The sequence below is a fragment of the Caballeronia sp. LZ029 genome (assembly GCF_031451275.1).
Taxonomy (GTDB): Bacteria; Pseudomonadota; Gammaproteobacteria; order Burkholderiales; family Burkholderiaceae; genus Caballeronia; species Caballeronia jiangsuensis.
In genome coordinates, this window is the sequence record NZ_JARUXO010000001.1 from 2,948,075 (window position 1) to 2,965,706 (window position 17,632).

General features: G+C 63.6%; 16 protein-coding genes and 1 riboswitch. Of the genes, 3 read left to right on the forward strand and 13 right to left on the reverse strand.

The genetic code is table 11. From position 1 onward, the window contains the following. Positions 1-27 precede the first annotated feature (27 nt). On the forward strand, positions 28-477 hold the full coding sequence (locus QCE73_RS13910; protein WP_309881689.1) for a GNAT family N-acetyltransferase: 450 nt from the start codon (positions 28-30) through the stop codon (positions 475-477). A gap of 36 nt (positions 478-513) precedes the next feature. Here the strand turns inward: QCE73_RS13910 and QCE73_RS13915 are convergent, their stop codons facing one another. The 12 genes from QCE73_RS13915 to QCE73_RS13970 all read right to left on the reverse strand — a co-directional run bounded on the left by QCE73_RS13915 (position 514) and on the right by QCE73_RS13970 (position 12,674). Further along, positions 514-1,596, reverse strand: a complete 1,083-nt coding sequence (locus tag QCE73_RS13915; protein WP_309881691.1) for a TraB/GumN family protein — start codon at positions 1,594-1,596, stop codon at positions 514-516. 53 nt (positions 1,597-1,649) lie between these two features. After that, a complete protein-coding gene (locus QCE73_RS13920; RefSeq protein ID WP_035499239.1) occupies positions 1,650-2,654 on the reverse strand; it encodes a peptide ABC transporter ATP-binding protein in 1,005 nt (334 codons plus the stop codon). Continuing rightward, complete coding sequence (locus QCE73_RS13925) at positions 2,651-3,643, reverse strand: ABC transporter ATP-binding protein (protein ID WP_187606545.1); 993 nt, start codon at positions 3,641-3,643, stop codon at positions 2,651-2,653. Before QCE73_RS13925 ends, QCE73_RS13920 begins: the two co-directional genes overlap by 4 nt. 1 nt (position 3,644) lies before the next feature. Then, positions 3,645-4,562 carry an ABC transporter permease subunit gene (locus tag QCE73_RS13930; protein WP_035499243.1) on the reverse strand — a complete coding sequence of 306 codons (918 nt, stop codon included), beginning with the start codon at positions 4,560-4,562 and terminating at the stop codon, positions 3,645-3,647. A gap of 13 nt (positions 4,563-4,575) precedes the next feature. After that, positions 4,576-5,586, reverse strand: coding sequence for an ABC transporter permease subunit (locus QCE73_RS13935; protein WP_035499245.1), 1,011 nt, complete (start codon positions 5,584-5,586; stop codon positions 4,576-4,578). Positions 5,587-5,712: 126 nt separating this feature from the next. Beyond that, a complete protein-coding gene (locus tag QCE73_RS13940) occupies positions 5,713-7,344 on the reverse strand; it encodes an ABC transporter substrate-binding protein (protein WP_309881693.1) in 1,632 nt (543 codons plus the stop codon). Between the two features lie 320 nt (positions 7,345-7,664). Continuing rightward, on the reverse strand, positions 7,665-8,504 hold the full coding sequence (metF, locus tag QCE73_RS13945; protein ID WP_035499539.1) for a methylenetetrahydrofolate reductase [NAD(P)H]: 840 nt from the start codon (positions 8,502-8,504) through the stop codon (positions 7,665-7,667). A gap of 38 nt (positions 8,505-8,542) precedes the next feature. Continuing rightward, on the reverse strand, positions 8,543-8,896 hold the full coding sequence (locus tag QCE73_RS13950; protein WP_035499250.1) for a phage holin family protein: 354 nt from the start codon (positions 8,894-8,896) through the stop codon (positions 8,543-8,545). A gap of 78 nt (positions 8,897-8,974) precedes the next feature. Continuing rightward, positions 8,975-10,393: an adenosylhomocysteinase gene (gene ahcY / locus QCE73_RS13955; protein ID WP_309881694.1), complete on the reverse strand. Its 1,419-nt coding sequence runs from the start codon at positions 10,391-10,393 to the stop codon at positions 8,975-8,977. A 31-nt stretch (positions 10,394-10,424) separates the two neighbouring features. Continuing rightward, positions 10,425-10,558, reverse strand: a riboswitch (S-adenosyl-L-homocysteine riboswitch). A gap of 100 nt (positions 10,559-10,658) precedes the next feature. Further along, the gene (locus QCE73_RS13960) at positions 10,659-11,402 is read right to left on the reverse strand and encodes a glycosyltransferase family A protein (RefSeq protein WP_309881695.1); all 744 of its coding nucleotides are present in this window, start codon (positions 11,400-11,402) and stop codon (positions 10,659-10,661) included. 95 nt (positions 11,403-11,497) lie between these two features. Then, on the reverse strand, positions 11,498-12,220 hold the full coding sequence (locus tag QCE73_RS13965) for an LrgB family protein (RefSeq protein WP_309881696.1): 723 nt from the start codon (positions 12,218-12,220) through the stop codon (positions 11,498-11,500). 10 nt (positions 12,221-12,230) lie between these two features. Continuing rightward, complete coding sequence (locus QCE73_RS13970; RefSeq protein WP_035499255.1) at positions 12,231-12,674, reverse strand: CidA/LrgA family protein; 444 nt, start codon at positions 12,672-12,674, stop codon at positions 12,231-12,233. Between the two features lie 114 nt (positions 12,675-12,788). Between QCE73_RS13970 and QCE73_RS13975 the strand changes: the two genes are divergently transcribed. After that, positions 12,789-13,733, forward strand: a complete 945-nt coding sequence (locus tag QCE73_RS13975; protein ID WP_309881698.1) for a LysR substrate-binding domain-containing protein — start codon at positions 12,789-12,791, stop codon at positions 13,731-13,733. A gap of 84 nt (positions 13,734-13,817) precedes the next feature. Here QCE73_RS13975 and QCE73_RS13980 read toward each other — a convergent pair whose 3' ends face one another. Then, complete coding sequence (locus tag QCE73_RS13980) at positions 13,818-15,446, reverse strand: OmpA family protein (RefSeq protein WP_309881700.1); 1,629 nt, start codon at positions 15,444-15,446, stop codon at positions 13,818-13,820. A 361-nt stretch (positions 15,447-15,807) separates the two neighbouring features. Here QCE73_RS13980 and QCE73_RS13985 point away from each other — a divergent pair, with 361 nt between their 5' ends. Further along, on the forward strand, positions 15,808-17,505 hold the full coding sequence (locus QCE73_RS13985) for an isovaleryl-CoA dehydrogenase (protein ID WP_309881702.1): 1,698 nt from the start codon (positions 15,808-15,810) through the stop codon (positions 17,503-17,505). Positions 17,506-17,632 lie beyond the last annotated feature (127 nt).

Genomic DNA, 17,632 nt, shown 5'->3' on the forward strand with positions numbered 1-17,632 from the left:
CCGTCTTTAAATCTGGAAATTCATCACATGCTGACTTTGAGAAAAGCGACCGCCCGGGATTCCGATCTGCTCTACAACTGGAGAAGCGATCCGGTTACACGGCGCGCCAGTCACGACACGTCGGAAATTTCCCGCGATCGACACGAAGCGTGGCTGGCCGCGAGCCTCGCCAATCCGCATCGGCTGATATTCATCGCTGAGGAACGCGGACGACCAGTCGGCACGGTGCGCGTCGACCATGGGCCTGACGGCACGGCCGAGCTATCGTGGACCGTTGCGCCGGATGCGCGCGGCGAGGGCGTGGCGACGCGCATGGTCCGTCTGGTGGCGGACGACATCGCTCGCGGATGCCCGGTCCGCGCCGAAATCAAGGCCGGAAACGACGCGTCTGTAAAAGTGGCCGAAGCTGCGGGAATGCGCCTGTTCACGGAGGATCGAGACGTTTTGCATTTCTATCGCGAAGCTTCTTCCGCGTGAATGTATAACCGGCGCTGACGCGTCAGACAGCGTCGATCAACCCGGCACCACCACAAACCCCCGCTTCCTCAACAATTCGAGCACACCGCGCGCCCCCCCGAGATGCAACGCCCCGATCGCCACGAAAACCGGCTTATCCGGCGCCGCCAGCGCAACCATCCTCGCGACAAACCTCCGATTCCGCTCATACACCACGCGATTATCGACCTGTGCCGCCAGCGCCGGATTCCTCGCGAGCTTGTTGGTCTTCGCGTCATCCCAGGCCTTCAAAGCGTCCGCATCGCCGATCCGCCATAACCGATGCAACTCCTTCACATCGACGACATTCTCCGCAGGCGTCTGCACCAGATCCTGCGCAAGCATCTCGCGCTGCTGCGCCGACGTGAGCCGCGTAAATGTGGATATCTGCTCGTTCAACGTCTCCAGCCCGACGATCTTCCCGCGCACCCGCAGATATACATTCTGCAACTGCGCCTCGGTGCCGTACTCGCTCTGAAACCCCGCCTTCAACGTGTCGTACGTTTCGATCAGCATCGACGCGAGCCACGGACGCGTGTGCCGCAACTCCTTCAACGCCTCCGGATTGCTGCGCATACGGGTCTCGACTTTCTTCCACATCGAGTCCGGCAAATAGTCGATCAGACACTCGCTTCGACACATGCCGTAGCGGTTCACATCGTCCTGAGACAGCAGCAGTTCGTCGGGAGAAATTTCGAGCGCCAGTGTCGGCGATGCATCGAGCGCCGCGAGGATCGATTTGCGAAACGGCTGCTCGGGCGGATAGTCGCTCGCGAAACCCACATGGAGCGTGCCGAGCACATAGATGGTCGTCGTGCCCTTCGTCGCGACGTAAAAGGGCATCCGAGGCGGCTGTGCGCGCACCGGACCGCTCGCGGTCGTGCCGTCCGAGCGATCCGCACGCGGCGGCGAAGCGGGATTGGCCGGCGCGGCGGCGGACCCGGCATCGCCCGCGGCCTGCGGCGTGCGCGATCCGACCACGGCAAAGCCCGCCGACGGAACCGAAACTCCCGCCGTAAACAGCACGAACGACAGCACGATGGCTGTCGTTTTGGCGAACGCCGCGCACGAGAAGCGCGGCTTGTCGTATGAATCCGGCACGGCTCACATCTTAAAACATTCGCGTGACGCGCCGAACCCCTGCACGGCGAGATTCAGACTTCGACTTCGCCTACCTCCTCGGCGCGATGACACGACACCTCACGCCCATCGACCGTGCGCAGCTTCGGCTCTTCCGCGCGGCATCGCTCGATCGCATACGGGCAGCGCTGATGGAACGTGCAGCCCGATGGCGGATTGAGCGGCGAAGGCATCTCGCCCTGGAGCTTGATCTTGATGCGGCGGTCTTCCTCGAAGATCGCGGGCGTCGCGGACATCAGCGCGCGCGTGTACGGATGGCGCGGATTCGCGAAGATCGTCTTCTTGTCGCCCACTTCGGCGACGCCGCCGAAGTACATCACCATCACGTCGTCGGCGATATGCTCCACCACCGACAAGTTGTGCGAAATGAACACGTAGCTCGTACCGAACTGCGCCTGCAAATCCATGAACAGATTCAGGATCTGCGCCTGAATCGACACATCGAGCGCGGACACGGGTTCATCCGCGACGAGGATCTGCGGATCGAGAATCATCGCCCGCGCGATGGCCACGCGTTGACGCTGCCCGCCCGAAAACATGTGCGGATAGCGCGTCGCATGTTCGGGCCGCAAGCCGACGGTGCGCATCATCTTCGCGATGCGCTCGGCGCGTTCCGTCGACGAAAGCGACGTGTTGATCGCGAGCGGCTCGCCGAGCGTCTGCTCGACGGTCTTGCGCGGATTCAACGATGCGAACGGGTTCTGGAACACCATCTGCACGCGCTGCCGCAACTCGGCGATCTTCGCCTTGCTCGCGCCCGCGACATCATCGCCGTCGATCAGCAAGCGGCCCGACGTGGGCGCTTCGATCATCGTCAACTGGCGCGCGAGCGTGGACTTGCCGCAGCCCGATTCGCCGACGACCGCGAGCGTGCGCCCGCGCCGCAACTCGAACGACACGCCGTTGAGCGCTTTCACCGTGCCGTGCTGGAACGCGCTGCGCTTCACGTCGTAGTACTTCGTGAGCTGGTCGGCGGCGAGCACGATGTCCTGATTGATTTCCTTCGGTACAGCGTTCATCGCGCGCCTCCTTCCACCACTACATCGATGTTCAACGGCCTGATGCAACGCGCGCGCACGGCCGGATCGTGCTTGTCGAGCTGAAACAGATTCGGCCGGCCCTTCCAGCAATCGTCGACGACGTACTTGCAGCGCGGCGCGAAGAGACAGCCGCTCGGCCGGTCGTCCTTGCCCGGCACCATGCCCGGCAGCGCGGCGAGACGCTCCGCGCCGCGGCTATGTTCCGGAATCGCGGCGAGCAGCGCTTCCGTGTACGGATGATGCGGCTCGCTGAAGATCGTCGGCACGTGATTCGTTTCGATGACCTCGCCCGCGTACATCACCGCGACGCGCTGCGCCACCTCCGACACGACCGCCAGATCGTGCGAGATCAGCACCAGCGCCATGCCGCGTTCCTTCTGCAGCTTGACGAGCAGTTCCATGATCTGCGCCTGGATCGTCACGTCGAGCGCGGTAGTCGGCTCGTCGGCGATCAGGAGCTTCGGATTGCACGCGACGGCCATCGCGATCATCACGCGCTGGTTCATGCCGCCCGACATCTGATGCGGAAACGCGTTGATGCGGCTCTTCGCATCCGGAATGCCAACCTGATCGAGCAGTTCGAGCGCGCGCTTGTTGAGCGCATCGCCGCGCAAGCCTTCGTGCAGCTTCAGCACTTCCTTGATCTGATAGCCGACGGTATAGCTCGGGTTCAGGCTCGTGAGCGCGTCCTGAAACACCATCGCGATGTCCTTGCCGATGATCCTGCGACGCGCACGCGCCGACGCCTTCAGCAAGTCCTTGCCGTCGAACGTGACCTGATCGGCGGTGACCTTGCCGGGCGCGTCGATGAGGCCCATCAGCGCCATCATCGTGACGCTCTTGCCGGAGCCCGATTCGCCCACGACGCCGACCACTTCGCCCGGCTTCACGGAAAGGTCGATGCGATCGACCGCCTGCGTGCCGCCGAACGTCACCTGCAAATTGCGGATAGTCAGAAGATCGTTCATGTCAGCCCATCCGTTTGAGTTTCGGATCGAGCGCGTCACGCAGACCGTCGCCGAGCAGGTTGATGACGAGCACCGAGACCAGAATCGACAGGCCCGGCATCGTCACGATCCACCATGCGCTCTCGATGTAATCGCGCGCCGATGCCAGCATCGCGCCCCACTCCGCCGCGGGCGGTTGCACGCCGAGGCCGAGGAAGCCGAGCGCGGCGGCATCGAGAATCGCGGACGAGAAGCCGAGCGTCGCCTGCACGATCAGCGGCGCGGCGCAGTTCGGCAGCACTTGCGAGAACATCAGCCGCACGGTGCCCGCGCCCGCGACGCGCGATGCCGTCACGTATTCCTTCTGCAATTCACCGAGCGCCGACGCGCGCGTCAGACGCACATAGCCCGGCAGCGCGACGATCGCGATCGCGAGCATCGTGTTGACGAGCCCCGGCCCGATGATCGCGACGACGGCGACCGCGAGCAGCAGCGACGGCAACGCGAGCAGCACGTCCATCACGCGCATGATCGGCGTATCGAGCCAGTTGAAGAACGCGGCCATGAGACCGAGCACGACGCCTGGAATCAGCGCGAGCACCACCGACACGAAGCCGATCCAGAACGACAGCCGCGCGCCGTACATCAGACGCGAGAGGATGTCGCGGCCGGCTTCGTCGGTGCCGAGCGGGAACATGCGGTTGCCGCCTTCGAGCCACGCCGGCGGAATCTTCACGTAGTCGCGGTATTGCTCGATCGGGCTGTGCGGTGCGATCAGCGGCGCCGTAAGCGCGATGAGGATCAGCACGAGCACGATCAGGCCCGCGACCACCGCGCCGCGATTGCGCGAGAAGTTCGCCCAGAACTCGCGCGCGGCGACCATGCGGCCGGAAGGCGGTGTCAGCGCCTGGGGCGGGAGATTGTTTTGAATGTCAGCCATAACTTGTTTGACCTCAGCGAGTATGGCGAATGCGCGGATTCAACACGCCGTAGAGCAGATCGACGACCAGATTCACGACGATCACGAGTGTCGCGATCATCAGAATGCCGCCTTGCACGACCGGATAGTCGCGACGCGAAATGGCGTCGATGAGCCACTTGCCGACGCCCGGCCACGAGAACAGCGTCTCGGTCAGCACCGCGCCCGCGAGCAGCGTGCCGACCTGCAGGCCGATCACCGTCACCACGGGAATCAGCGCATTGCGCAACGCATGTACTACAACCACGCGCAGCGGCGACAAACCCTTCGCGCGCGCCGTGCGGATGTAGTCCTCGCGCAGCACTTCGAGCATCGACGAACGCGTCATGCGCGCGATGACCGCGAGCGGAATCGTGCCGAGCACGATGGTCGGCAGAATCAGATGCGACACCGCCGACGTGAACGCGCCTTCATCGGTGGAGAAGAGCGCATCGATCAGCATGAAGCCCGTGACGTGCGGAATGTCGTATTCCACCGCGATGCGGCCCGACACCGGCGTCCATCCGAGCTTCGCCGAGAAGAACATGATGAGGATCAAGCCCCACCAGAAAATCGGCATCGAATAGCCGGTGAGCGCGGTGCCCATCACGCCGTGATCGACGACGGTGCCGCGTTTCAACGCAGCCGCGACGCCCGCCGGCAGCCCGACGACGAGCGCGAAGATCATCGCGCAGATGGAGAGCTCGACCGTCGCGGGAAAGCGCGCGAGGAACTCGCCCATCACGCTCGTATTCGTGATGATCGAGGTGCCGAGATCGCCTTTCAGCGCATGCCCGACGTAAGTGAGGTATTGAACCGGAAGCGGCTGATCGAGGCCGAGGCGCTTCATGGCTTCGGCGTGCATCGCCGGGTCCACGCCGCGCTCGCCCATCATCACTTCGATGGGGTCGCCAGGGATCAGGTGGATGAGCGCGAACGCGAGAATCGTAATGCCGATGAACGTCGGTATCACCATTCCTATGCGTCGCAAAACGAATCGGAACATGATCGCCCTTTTCGGTATTGGAGGGACTAAAAACGTGTACGGCGGCTTGGATCGTTGTTCGACCCGCGCCGCCGGACCTTTTCGATTAGTTATGGTTTAGTGCAAAAAGCGTTCCGCAGCAAAACCTTATTGCATCCCGACGCCATCGAAACGCACGTAGCCAAGCGGCTCGATCTTCATGTTCGTCACCTTCTTGCTGACAGGCTGATACACGGTCGAGTGCGCGATCGGCGAGAACGGCAGTTGCTGCGCGAAGATCTGCTGCGCGTCGGTATAGGCCTTGGTGCGCGCGGCGACATCGGTGGTCGAGCGGCCCTTCACGACGAGATCGTCGAACGGCTTGTAGCACCACTTCGAGAAGTTGCTGCCCTTCACCGCGTCGCAGCCGAGCAGCGTGCCGAGCCAGTTGTCGGGGTCGCCGTTGTCGCCCGTCCAGCCGATCAGGAGCGCATCATGTTCGCCCGCGTGCGCGCGCTTCAGATACTCGCCCCACTCGTACGACACGATGTTCGCCTTCACGCCGATCTTCGCCCAGTCGGCCTGGATCATTTCCGCCATCAGGCGTGCGTTCGGGTTGTACGCGCGTTGCACGGGCATCGCCCACAGCGTGATCTCGAAGCCGTTCGGGAAGCCCGCTTTCGCGAGCAGTTCCTTCGCCTTCGCGGTGTCGTACGTCTGACCCTTCAGGTTCTTGTCGTAGGACCACTGCGTCGGCGGCATCGGTGCGGTGGCCGGCTGGCCCGCGCCCTGATACACGGAATCGATGATCGCCTTCTTGTTGATCGCCATGTCGAGCGCGCGGCGCACGTCGGCGTTGCCGAGGTCCTTCTTCGTCACGTTGTACGCGACATAGCCTTCGTTGAAGCCCGCCTGCGACGGCGTATCGACAGTCGACACCGACTTCAGCGTCGAGATATCGCCCGGACGCGGATAGCTCATCACCTGGCATTCGTTGTTCTTCAGCTTCTGCACGCGCACGGCCGCATCCGGCGTGATCGAGAAGATCAGCTTCGAGATCTGCACCGCGTTCGGCTTCCAGTAATCAGGATTGCCGTCGAAGCGGATGGTCGCGTCCTTCGTGTAGCTGCGGAAAATGAACGGGCCCGTGCCGACCGGCTGCTGATTGATGTCGGCGGCCTTGCCGTCCTTCATCAGCTTGTCCGTGTACTCGGCGGACAGGATCGACGCGTATTCCATCGCCATGTTCTGGATGAACGGCGCGCTCACTTCCTTCAGCGTGAACTTCACGGTGTACGGGTCCACCTTCTCGATCTTCGAGATCAGCTTGTCCATGCCGAGGTCCGTGAAGTACGGAAACTGCACGTTGTACGCCTTACGGAACGGATTGTTCGGATCGAGCATGCGGTTGAACGTGAAGATCACGTCGTCCGCGTTGAATTCGCGCGTCGGCTTGAAGAACGACGTCGTCTGGAATTTCACGCCGTGGCGCAGATGGAACGTGTAGGTGAGTCCGTCGGACGACACGTCCCACTTTTCCGCGAGACCCGGCTCGACCTTCGTGCCGCCGCGCTCGAACTCGACGAGGCGGTTGTACACGGTGAACGTGTTCGCGGTGAAATCGGTGCCGGTCGTGTACTGGGCCGGATCGAAGCCGGCCGGGCTGCCTTCGGAGCAGTACACGAGCGTCTTGTTCGGGATGGCGGCGTTCGCCGCGGTTGCTGCGAAGAGCGTCGCCGTGACCACGGCGCCCGCGAGCGCCGAACTGCGGACGGCTCGCAACAGGTTGTTTTTGTTCATGTTTCCTCCAAGTCAATACCGGCTTCTGGCCGGCGTAGCGCGAGTTTACTTGATCGCACCGCCCGTTTTTCGGCGCGTGTGCGCGAAGTCGGGCGCTACCCTAGCACGAACAAAAGTGACATGCGCGCTTGGTTTTCCCCACTAGAACTTGTCGTCGATGGCGCTTCGATAAGGGTAGGTTATCCGCCATGCATGGAGGTGATAGCCGCACGGCGAAATATTGCGCGCGACAGAGTTTGTCAGCGCAAAAAGGCGAATAACGAAGGGGGAGAGAGAAGAACCGCGCGGCGAGCGCCGCGCGGGTGAAACTTTGATGCAGCTCAGACGTTCTTGAAGCCGAGGCGCTCGCAGACCGTCTTCGACGCCCACGCGCCGTTGAGCGTGTAGAAATGCAGCCCAGGCGCGCCGCCGTCGATGAGGCGGCGGCACAGACCCGTCACCACGTCGACGCCGAATGCGCGAATCGACTCGCGATCGTCGCCGAAGCTTTCGAGCCGGCGCGCGATCCACTTCGGCACTTCCGCGCCGCACATGTCGGAGAAGCGCATCAGTTGCGTGAAGTTCGTGATCGGCATGATGCCCGGCACGATCGGCACGTCGACGCCGAGCTTGCGTGCTTCCTCGACAAACTTGAAGTACGAATCGGCATTGAAGAAGTACTGCGTGATCGCGGAATTCGCGCCCGCCTTCACCTTGCGCGCGAAGTTTTCCAGATCGGCGCGCGGCGACTTCGATTGCGGATGGAACTCCGGATACGCGGCCACTTCGATATTGAACCAGTCGCCATGCTCCTGGCGAATGAACGCCACAAGCTCGGACGCATAGCGCAACTCGCCGACCGCGCCCATGCCAGAAGGCAGATCGCCGCGCAACGCGACGATATGGCGAATGCCGTGCTCACGATACTGCGCGAGAATCGCGCGCAGATTCTCGCGCGACGAACCGATGCACGAAAGATGCGGCGCGGCTTCGAAGCCTTCCGCGGCCATTTCGAGCACGGCGTCGAGCGTGCCTTGCTGCGTGGAGCCGCCCGCGCCGAACGTCACGGAGACGAACTTGGGCGAAAGCGTCTTCAGCTCGGCGCGGGTAGCGCGCAGCTTGTCCACGCCTTCCTGCGTCTTCGGCGGGAAAAACTCGAATGAGAGTTCGATCGGTTTCATGATGTTTTCTGACGAACGGTAGCGTTCGCGCTCCAGCGTCACCCGAAATTACGATTCCCGAACACCAGCGCCGACAGCAGCCACGACACGATGCTGTACAGGATCGAGCCGAAGAACGCGGACCAGAAGCCCGATACTTCGAAGCCCTTCAACAGCGACGAGCACAGCCAGAAACACAGCGCATTCACGACGAGTATGAAGAGCCCGAGCGTGACGATCGTGACCGGCAGCGTGAGGATGATGAGGACGGGTCTGATGACCGCGTTGATGAGCCCCAGCACGATTGCGATGATGAGCGCCGTGCCGAAACTGCGAATGTGGATCGACGGCACCAGATAGGTGATGATCAAGAGCGCGAGCGCGTTGATCAGCCATGTCAGGAGCAGGGTCATCGAGGAATCTCCGGTTGATGCGTGTTGGTTGCGCGGGGCGATCTCCCGCCCCGCGCAACGATTCGCCGCCGCTCGCGATTAGTAGCGGTAGTGGTTGGGCTTGAACGGACCGTTCTTGTCGACGCCGATGTAGCCGGCCTGCTCATCCGACAGCACGGTCAGTTCCGCGCCGATACGGCCGAGGTGCAGACGCGCGACCTTCTCGTCGAGATGCTTCGGCAGCACGTAGACCTTGTTCTCGTACTTCTTGCCCTGCGTGAACAGTTCGATCTGCGCGAGCGTCTGGTTGGTGAACGAGTTCGACATCACGAACGACGGATGGCCCGTCGCGCAGCCCAGGTTCACGAGACGGCCTTCAGCCAGCAGGATGATCTTCTTGCCGTCCGGGAAGACGATGTGATCGACCTGCGGCTTGATGTTGTCCCACGTGTACTGGCGCGTCGAAGCAATATCGATTTCCGAATCGAAGTGACCGATGTTGCAGACGATCGCGTTGTTGCGCATCGCCTTCATGTGGTCGTGGCTGATGACGTGGTAGTTGCCCGTCGCCGTCACGAAGATGTCCGCGCGGCTTGCGGCGTATTCCATCGTCACGACGCGGTAGCCTTCCATCGCGGCTTGCAGCGCGCAGATCGGATCGATTTCCGTGACCCACACCGTCGCGCCCAGACCGCGCAGCGATTGCGCGCAGCCCTTGCCCACGTCGCCGTAACCGGCCACGACCGCGATCTTGCCCGCGATCATCACGTCGGTTGCGCGCTTGATGCCGTCGACGAGCGATTCGCGGCAGCCATAGAGGTTGTCGAACTTCGACTTCGTGACCGAATCGTTCACGTTGATGGCGGGGAACGGCAGGCGGCCTTCCTTCTCCATCTGATACAGACGATGCACGCCCGTCGTGGTTTCTTCCGTCACGCCCTGGATGTGCGCGAGGCGCGTGGAGTACCACGTGGGATCCGCGTCCAGATGCTTGCCGATGGACTTGTACAGCGCGACTTCTTCCTCGTTCGTCGGCTTGGCGATGACCGAACGGTCCTTCTCCGCCTTCGCGCCGAGGATGAGCAACAGCGTCGCGTCGCCGCCGTCATCGAGAATCATGTTGGCGAACTGACCGTTCGGCCATTCGAAGATGCGATGCGAGAACTCCCAGTATTCGTCGAGCGATTCGCCCTTGAACGCGAACACCGGCGTGCCGCCATCGGCGATTGCAGCGGCTGCGTGATCCTGCGTCGAGAAGATGTTGCACGACGCCCAGCGCACGTCCGCGCCCAGCGCCGTCAGCGTTTCGATCAGCACGCCCGTTTGAATCGTCATGTGCAACGAACCGGCGATGCGCGCGCCCTTCAGCGGCTGCTGTGCCTTGTATTCCTCGCGCGTCTGGATGAGGCCCGGCATCTCCGTTTCGGCGATGTCGAGTTCCTTGCGGCCCCATGCGGCGAGCGACATGTCGGCGACGACGTAATCCTTGGTATTGGAATCGAGAACTGCGGCGTTCATCACGCCCTCCTTTCTAAATAGTCTAGAAATGTTGACGTGAGCGCCGTTCGATGCGGTGGCTCAGCGGGCGCCTTGATTGCGTGGCGCTTTCGAACCGTCCGGATTGAATGCTTCCGAGCCTGGCGGCCTGCGTGTTTTCTGGCCGTCGCAACGCTCCTCGGAAGCGAGCGTCGATTGTAGCAAAGTCTCGCAGTGGGCAACGGCGCCCGGACAAGGCCGATTTGATTTTTCGGTGAGATTTCCGCGACGGCGCGCTCGTCTGTCTTCAGTCGCCTTGCCAGACTGACTTCCGGGCATTTTGCAGAAAGCGCTCGGCGGCTTCGCGGAAAGCCCGTTTCTCGTGATCCGGCGTTTCGAGGACGCCCATCCCGCGATAAAAATAACGCGCCACATGGCTCGCGGAATGATAGTGCATACGCACGCGCTGTCGGTCGACCATGCGAAAGCAGCCATAGATTTCCACGATAGCCTGGAACATGGCGCTGTCTTCCCCGCCGAACTGGCGGAAATTCTCGTCGATGGGGAAGCCGCCCAAGGCCAGGAAGACGGCGCGCCGCATGACCAGACTGCTCGTGACCGTGTCGCTCATGTTGGCTGCAAGCTTTTCGAAATCGGAGAACGCATAAATCTCCGATGGGAAGCCGGCGTACTGCACGTCGAGGCGAACCGCCGGCTGCAGCGGATTGGCGTGCAAGAACGACGACGCATCGCTCACCGCGTTCGGCAGATACTCGTCGTCCGCGTCGAGAAAGGCCAGCACTGGAAAAGCTGCGTGCTGCGCTGCGAGGTTGCGGGCTTTCGCGGGACCACCGTTCTCAGGCATCCGAAGCAGTATGACTCTTGCATCTTTCAGCGCGTAATACGCCGCGACTTCCCGGGAACCATCGTCGGAGCAATCGTCCACGACGATAATCTGTCCCGCTTGCGCCTGCGCGAGGCAGCTATCCAGCGCTCGCGCAAGCGTTCTGACCGCGTTGTAGCAGGGAATAATGATGGACACGCGCTGCATGATCGATTGCCGTTTTGAGATGCAGCTTTATCGCATCCGACCGGCACGTGCACACCGTTGAATACTCCGAAATCTGCGATCGATCGCGAAATTGACTAAAACGGCAAAACGCTCAGCAACGGCGCGAGCAGCACCATCGCGACACCCGCGATCATCATCGTGAGGCTCGCGACGACGCCCTCTTCGCTGCCGAGTTCGCGCGCCTTCGCCGTGCCGACGCCGTGCGCCGCCGCGCCGAACAACGCGCCGCGCGCAAGCCGCGTGCGCAACGGCACGAGCGCAAGCACGATTTCGCCGAACAGCATGCCGCAGACGCCCGTCGCGATCACGAAAAGCGCGGTCAGATCCTTCGGCGCGTGAATCTTGTCGGAGACGGCGAGCGCGAACGGCGTCGAAACCGAGCGCGTCGCGAGGCTGCGCTGCAGTTCCGGCGACAGATGCAGCAGCTTCGCGAGCATCAGCGATCCACCGACCGCCACCAGAATCCCGACCGTCACGCCGACCGTCAGCGAAATCCAGTGACGCTTGATGAGCGCGCGGTATTCATAGATCGGCACCGCGAACGCGACGGTCGCCGGACCGAGCAGCCACATGAGCCAGCGCGTGTCGGCGAAATAAACCGAGTACGGAATGCGCGCCATCACGACGACGAGCGCGAGCACGGCCGGCACGGCCAGCAACGGCGTGAGCCACGGCTGCCGGAAGCGCGCGTAAAGATGCTTGGCCGCGAAATACAGCGCGATGGTCAGCACGAAACAACCCGCCGCGATGAGCCGCGCGGCGTCGTCTGCGATGAGAGCGGCGAAGAAGTGGTTCATCTCGGCGTGCTCAGGCCCGCGCGGCATGCCGCGCCACGAGCGCACGGCGCAGCGCGAGGCGGCGTTCGAGGCCTGCCGCACGGTCGACGGCGAACGCCACGGCCACCATCACCATCAACGTTCCCCCGACGACGACGAGCGCGAGGCGCCAGCCGTCTTCCATGAAGAGGCCGCCGTACTGGACCGCCGCGACCGCCGCCGGAATGAAGAACAGCAACATGTCCGAGAGCAGCCAGTCCGCGCCCGCCTTCACCCAGCGCGGCGCGATGCCGCCGCAGAACAGAAGCGCGAGCAGCGCGACCAGACCGACCACGCCGCCCGGCACCGGCAGCGATAGCTTGCGCGCGACGAAATCCGCCGCGACCCAGATCGCCGCGAGCGCGGCGGACTGCACCACGACGCGCAGAAAGCGGCCGAAGGCGGATTGCGGATGAGTCATGACGACAGCGGACATGGCGGGCTCTTGGATTAGGGTTAACCTGTAGCCCGAGTATATGGGCGCACCTAGCATAATAAAAATGAATTAACCTTATCCAAAACATTCCGAAGTGGAATTCTGGAGCCGAAGATGGAATTGCGCGCCTTGCGGTACTTCATCGAAGTCGTGAAGCAGAAGAGCTTCACCGCCGCCGCCGAGCACATGTTCGTGACGCAGCCGACCATCAGCAAAATGGTGAAGGCGCTGGAGGATGAAGTCGGCTCGCCGCTGCTTCTGCGCGAAGGCCGCCAGATGGTGCTGACCGACGCCGGGCAGATCGTCTATCAGCGCGGCGTCGAGGTGTTGGCGGCGCACGCGCGGCTGGAGGCCGAGCTGAACGATCTCGGCACGTTCGGTCGCGGCACGCTGACGATAGGCATTCCGCCGATGGGCGGTTCGCTTTTCACGCCCGCCATCGCGGCGTTTCGGCGTCGCTATCCGAAGGTCGAGCTCAAGTTGTTCGAGCGCGGCTCGAAGGCGATCGAGGCGGCACTGATCGACGGCGAACTGGAGCTGGGCGGCGTCCTGCAGCCCGTCGATACCGCGATGTTCGACGTCCTGCCCGTCAGCCGGCAAGTTCTGTGGCTCGTCGCGCAGAAGGGGTCGCGCTGGGACGATGCCCGCGAAGTCGCGCTCACCGATCTCGCCGCCGAGCCCTTCGTGTTCTACGGCGAGAGCCTCGCGCTCAACGACGTCGTGCTCAACGCGTGCCGTGAGGCGGGTTTCGCGCCGACGATCGTCGGCCGCAGCGGGCACTGGGATTTCATGGCGGCGCTCGTGCAGGCGGGCATCGGCATCGCGCTGCTGCCCGCGCCGTATTGCCGCCGGCTCGACGCGAACGCGTTCACCTGCCGTCGGGTCGTGGCGCCGGAAATTCACTGGGACATGGCGCTCGGCTGGCGGCGCAACGGTTATCTGTCGCACGCGGCGCGCGCGTGGATCGAAGTCGCGCGCGAAATGCTGCCGGCGAATCTCGATCGGGATTTCATGGCCGATGGATTCCCGCGCGCCCGACGCGACAACCCGAATACATGACACGCCGACTCAAAATGCGAAACGCGCCGGCCGCTAAGAGCGGACCGGCGCGTTCTTTTCAGCGAGTTCCGGGCGTTTCCGGGATCAGTTCATTTCCTTGAACTCGATTCGGCGATTTGCCGCGCGGCCCTCGCGCGTCGCGTTGTCCGCGATCGGATGGGCGTCGCCGAAACCTTCCGCCGTGAGCGTGTCCGCCGGCGCGCCGTGCTGGATCAGATAGCTGCGCACGGCTTGCGCACGCTTCTTCGACAAGTGCAGATTCGACGCCGGATTGCCCGAACTGTCCGAATAACCGCCGATCCGCAGTTTGACCGGCTTGCCCGCCGTGCTGCATTCCTTCAGCGATTTCGCGGACTGGGCGAGTTCGTCCAGTGCGGCGTGCGGCAGCGCATTCGATGCGAAACCGAAGGTGATCGGATGCAGATTCAGATTCTTCGCGGCGTCGCCGGCGGCGCAACTCGCTGCGGACTGGGCGTCGGAAGCGGCCAGGGCCTTCGCTGCGGCCTTGGTGTCGGTCGCGGCGATCGTCCAGCCTTCGCCGAAGAACGACTTCAGCTTGTCCAGCCAGCCGAGCTTCGGATCGCCCGCGCGGCCGTCCAGATCGATCTTGTCGCCCGCGATGCGCACTTTCGCGCCCGGCAGCATCATGACCGGCAGCAGGCCGTCGAGCTTGGCGATCCACGCAGCAGGCTTCGTGTCCGGATCGACGGCGACCTTCGCGTGGAATTTGTCCGCGCCGAGCTTCGCCGCGAGTGCGTCGATCAACTGGTGCTTCTCCTCCTCGCTGTTCACCGTGGCGGTCAGCGTGGGAACGCCGGATGCATCGACCGCGACCGACATCGTCGAGTCCTTGCCCGGCAGCGCGACGGGCGCCGACGATTCATCGGGAGTTGCCGATGCCGTTGCCGACGTGTCGGAAGCGGCGGCCGCGCTCGAACCCGAATCGGAGAGCGCGTCCGGCTTCGCCTGGGGCGCGGCGTCCTGCTCCGGCTTTTCCGTCGAGCAACCGCGACCGATCAGAACCGCAAGCAGAGCGAGCGCGGCGGCGAGCGCGACCCACCACCACTTCTTCTTGCGGGCGGTTTCCTTGACGGGCTGATCGATCGCGACAGGCGCTTCCGGCGGCTGCGAGAAGTCCGCCGCTTCCTGCGTCGCCGGATGTTCGAGGTGCGCCGCCACGGCCTTCAGCCGCGATGCGACACCGGCGAGGAACGCGCCGACCGAACCGAGACCGAGCGCGTTGGCGAACGCGTCTGTCAGGTTCGCGCGCACCACGGGCAACTGATGGCCGAGGAGCGTCGGAAGCTGTTCAGGATTGCCGTTGTGCTGCGTGAGATGGCGCTTGAGCACGCCGAAGAGAGTCGCGACGACCACGCCGATCAGCGTGCGCGTGGCGCTCGCCGCAACGCCCGTATATTCGGCGATGCGCTCGGCGAGCACATTGATGCTGTCGTGCGAGGCGACCGCCGAATCGGCCTTCGCGCCGGCATCGACGAGCGTTTTGAAGCCATCGTCCTGAATGGCGAAATGCGGCAGTTCTTCCGCGATCAGCGCGTTCGTGCCCGGCGCCATGATCGACGCGAACAGATTGCGCGCGCCTTCGAGCGACGACGCCTTGTTCATCATTGCGCCGATGAGCGCCGGACCGCACAGCGACACCACGCGCTTGGCCGATTCCGGCGCGCAGCCGATGCGCCCGGAAATGTGTTGCAAGACGCTTTCTGTCAAAGCGCTCTGGACAAGTTGATTGAGGTTGATGCTCATTGAGAATGCTTCCGTGAAAGGCGTTATTGCATCCGCCCGAATAGGCGAGCCGATTATAGGTTCGGGGTCCTGCGCGTCATTGGGGCGGGAGTAACAATCGGATTTATCTCAGTGATCGGCGCTTTAGGAATGCGCATCAGAACGGTGTGCGTGAGTCTGAAAAGAACGATGCCTCTACACGTCCGACCAATGCGCGGCCTATGATTCTTGAATTCGAGATGGCGTCCGGGACAGTGGAATGGCTGTTGCGCCCGCCCGACAGTGACGAATTCCCGCGCCGCCGATCCGCGCGCAAAGAAGGAGGCCGACGATGTCCGATCCCGCCGATCGCCCGTTCGGGCAGACACACGAAGTCACGAATCAGGCGACGCCGCTCGTCGGTTATGACGCTTTCGCCTTCGATCCGGCGCTCGCCGCCGCCGTGGAGCGCGAAGGCGCGCAATGGCACGCGGAAGCGCTTTCGCGCGACGGCATGGCGCTGACGCAGCCGGACGTCGTCGCGCTGGCGGAACTCGCCAACCGGCACGAGCCGGAACTCGCGACGCATAGTCCGCGCGGCGAGCGCATCGACGCCATGGAGTTTCATCCGGCCTGGCATGAATTGCTGCGGCGTCTGCGGCGCGAAGGACTGCACGCGCTGCCGTTCGAGCCGTCGGCGCGGGCCGGATCGATGGCCGCGCGCTGTGCCGGCTACTATCTGCACGGCCAGCTCGAATCGGGCTCGCTATGTCCGATCACGATGACGTTCGCGAGCATTCCGATCCTGCGCAACGAGCCTGATCTGTTCGCGCGAATCACGCGGCCGCTGCTGTCGCGAGAGCACGATCCGCGCGACATTCCGCTCGAAGCCGGCAAGCATTCGATGATGATCGGCATGGGCATGACGGAAAAACAGGGCGGCTCGGATGTGCGCAGCAACCGCACGCGCGCCCATGCGCTGGGCGCGCCGGGACGTGGCGGTGCGTATCGGCTGGTCGGTCACAAATGGTTCTTTTCGGCGCCGCAATGCGACGCGCATCTCGTGCTCGCCCGCACCGCCGACGAAGGCGGCCTGTCCTGCTTCTACGTGCCGCGCTTCACGCCGGACGGCCGCAAGAATGCGGTGCAGGTCCAGCGCCTGAAGGACAAGCTAGGCAACCGTTCGAACGCGAGCAGCGAAGTGGAGTTCTTCGATGCCTACGGCCTGATGATCGGCGATGAGGGGCGCGGGGTGCCGACCATCATCGAGATGGCGAACTTCACGCGGCTCGATTGCGTGATCGGCAGCGCGGCGCTGATGCGCGCGGCGCTCGTGCAGGCGATCCATCACGCGCGGCATCGCAGCGTATTCGGCGCGCGTCTCGTCGATCAACCGTTGATGCGCAACGTCCTCGCCGATCTCGCGCTCGAATCCGAGGCGGCAACGGTCCTGTTCATGCGACTCGCGGGCGCGTTCGAGCAGAGCGCCGCGCCGGGCGGAGCGCTCGCCGAGCGCGCGTGGCGGCGCATCGTGACGCCCGCCGCGAAGTTCTGGGTGTGCAAGCGCGCGCTCGAATTCACCGGCGAGGCGATGGAAGTCTGGGGCGGCAACGGCTATGTCGAGACCGGGCCGATGGCGCGTTTCTATCGCGAGGCGCCGGTCAATTCGATCTGGGAAGGTTCGGGGAATGTGATGTGTCTCGATGTGCTGCGCGCGTTCGAGCGCGCGCAGGACGCCGCGCATGCGCTGCTCGACGACTGGAGGACGACGGCGGGCGCGCATCCGGCGCTGGCGGGGGCGCTGGCGACGCTCGTCGATATGCTGACGGGCGATCCGGGCGCGCGGGAAGCGTCGGCGCGGCGCATCGCGCAGCAAGTGGCGCTTTGCGCGCAAGGGGTGTTGCTGGCGCGGCATGCGCCGCGGGAAGTCGCGGATGCGTTCATTGATACGCGGCTCGGTGATGGGCGTGGTGAAACGGGGCGCGTTTATGGCACGCTGCCGGCGCGTTTCGATCATGGGGGGATTGTTGGGCGGGCGTTTGCTGCTTAGAGCCTTGGGCTTCTATGGATTGCCTGTATTCGTGGTGGTCTATTGGCACTGCCCCTCCCCGGGGCGGGGGTCACTTTCTTTGCTGCTGCAAAGAAAGTAACCAAAGAAACAGCTATCCCCAGCCTAA

What these genes read in the sequence shown, in the direction of transcription:
- metF (WP_035499539.1), bottom strand. Translation starts at nt 8,504, where the DNA reads ATGAAACCGATCGAACTCTCATTCGAGTTTTTCCCGCCGAAGACGCAG.
- ahcY (WP_309881694.1), bottom strand. Translation starts at nt 10,393, where the DNA reads ATGAACGCCGCAGTTCTCGATTCCAATACCAAGGATTACGTCGTCGCC.
- QCE73_RS13970 (WP_035499255.1), bottom strand. Translation starts at nt 12,674, where the DNA reads ATGTCCGCTGTCGTCATGACTCATCCGCAATCCGCCTTCGGCCGCTTT.
- QCE73_RS13935 (WP_035499245.1), bottom strand. Translation starts at nt 5,586, where the DNA reads ATGTTCCGATTCGTTTTGCGACGCATAGGAATGGTGATACCGACGTTC.
- QCE73_RS13975 (WP_309881698.1), top strand. Translation starts at nt 12,789, where the DNA reads ATGGAATTGCGCGCCTTGCGGTACTTCATCGAAGTCGTGAAGCAGAAG.
- QCE73_RS13930 (WP_035499243.1), bottom strand. Translation starts at nt 4,562, where the DNA reads ATGGCTGACATTCAAAACAATCTCCCGCCCCAGGCGCTGACACCGCCT.
- QCE73_RS13920 (WP_035499239.1), bottom strand. Translation starts at nt 2,654, where the DNA reads ATGAACGCTGTACCGAAGGAAATCAATCAGGACATCGTGCTCGCCGCC.
- QCE73_RS13950 (WP_035499250.1), bottom strand. Translation starts at nt 8,896, where the DNA reads ATGACCCTGCTCCTGACATGGCTGATCAACGCGCTCGCGCTCTTGATC.
- QCE73_RS13940 (WP_309881693.1), bottom strand. Translation starts at nt 7,344, where the DNA reads ATGAACAAAAACAACCTGTTGCGAGCCGTCCGCAGTTCGGCGCTCGCG.
- QCE73_RS13925 (WP_187606545.1), bottom strand. Translation starts at nt 3,643, where the DNA reads ATGAACGATCTTCTGACTATCCGCAATTTGCAGGTGACGTTCGGCGGC.
- QCE73_RS13910 (WP_309881689.1), top strand. Translation starts at nt 28, where the DNA reads ATGCTGACTTTGAGAAAAGCGACCGCCCGGGATTCCGATCTGCTCTAC.
- QCE73_RS13960 (WP_309881695.1), bottom strand. Translation starts at nt 11,402, where the DNA reads ATGCAGCGCGTGTCCATCATTATTCCCTGCTACAACGCGGTCAGAACG.
- QCE73_RS13965 (WP_309881696.1), bottom strand. Translation starts at nt 12,220, where the DNA reads ATGAACCACTTCTTCGCCGCTCTCATCGCAGACGACGCCGCGCGGCTC.
- QCE73_RS13985 (WP_309881702.1), top strand. Translation starts at nt 15,808, where the DNA reads ATGTCCGATCCCGCCGATCGCCCGTTCGGGCAGACACACGAAGTCACG.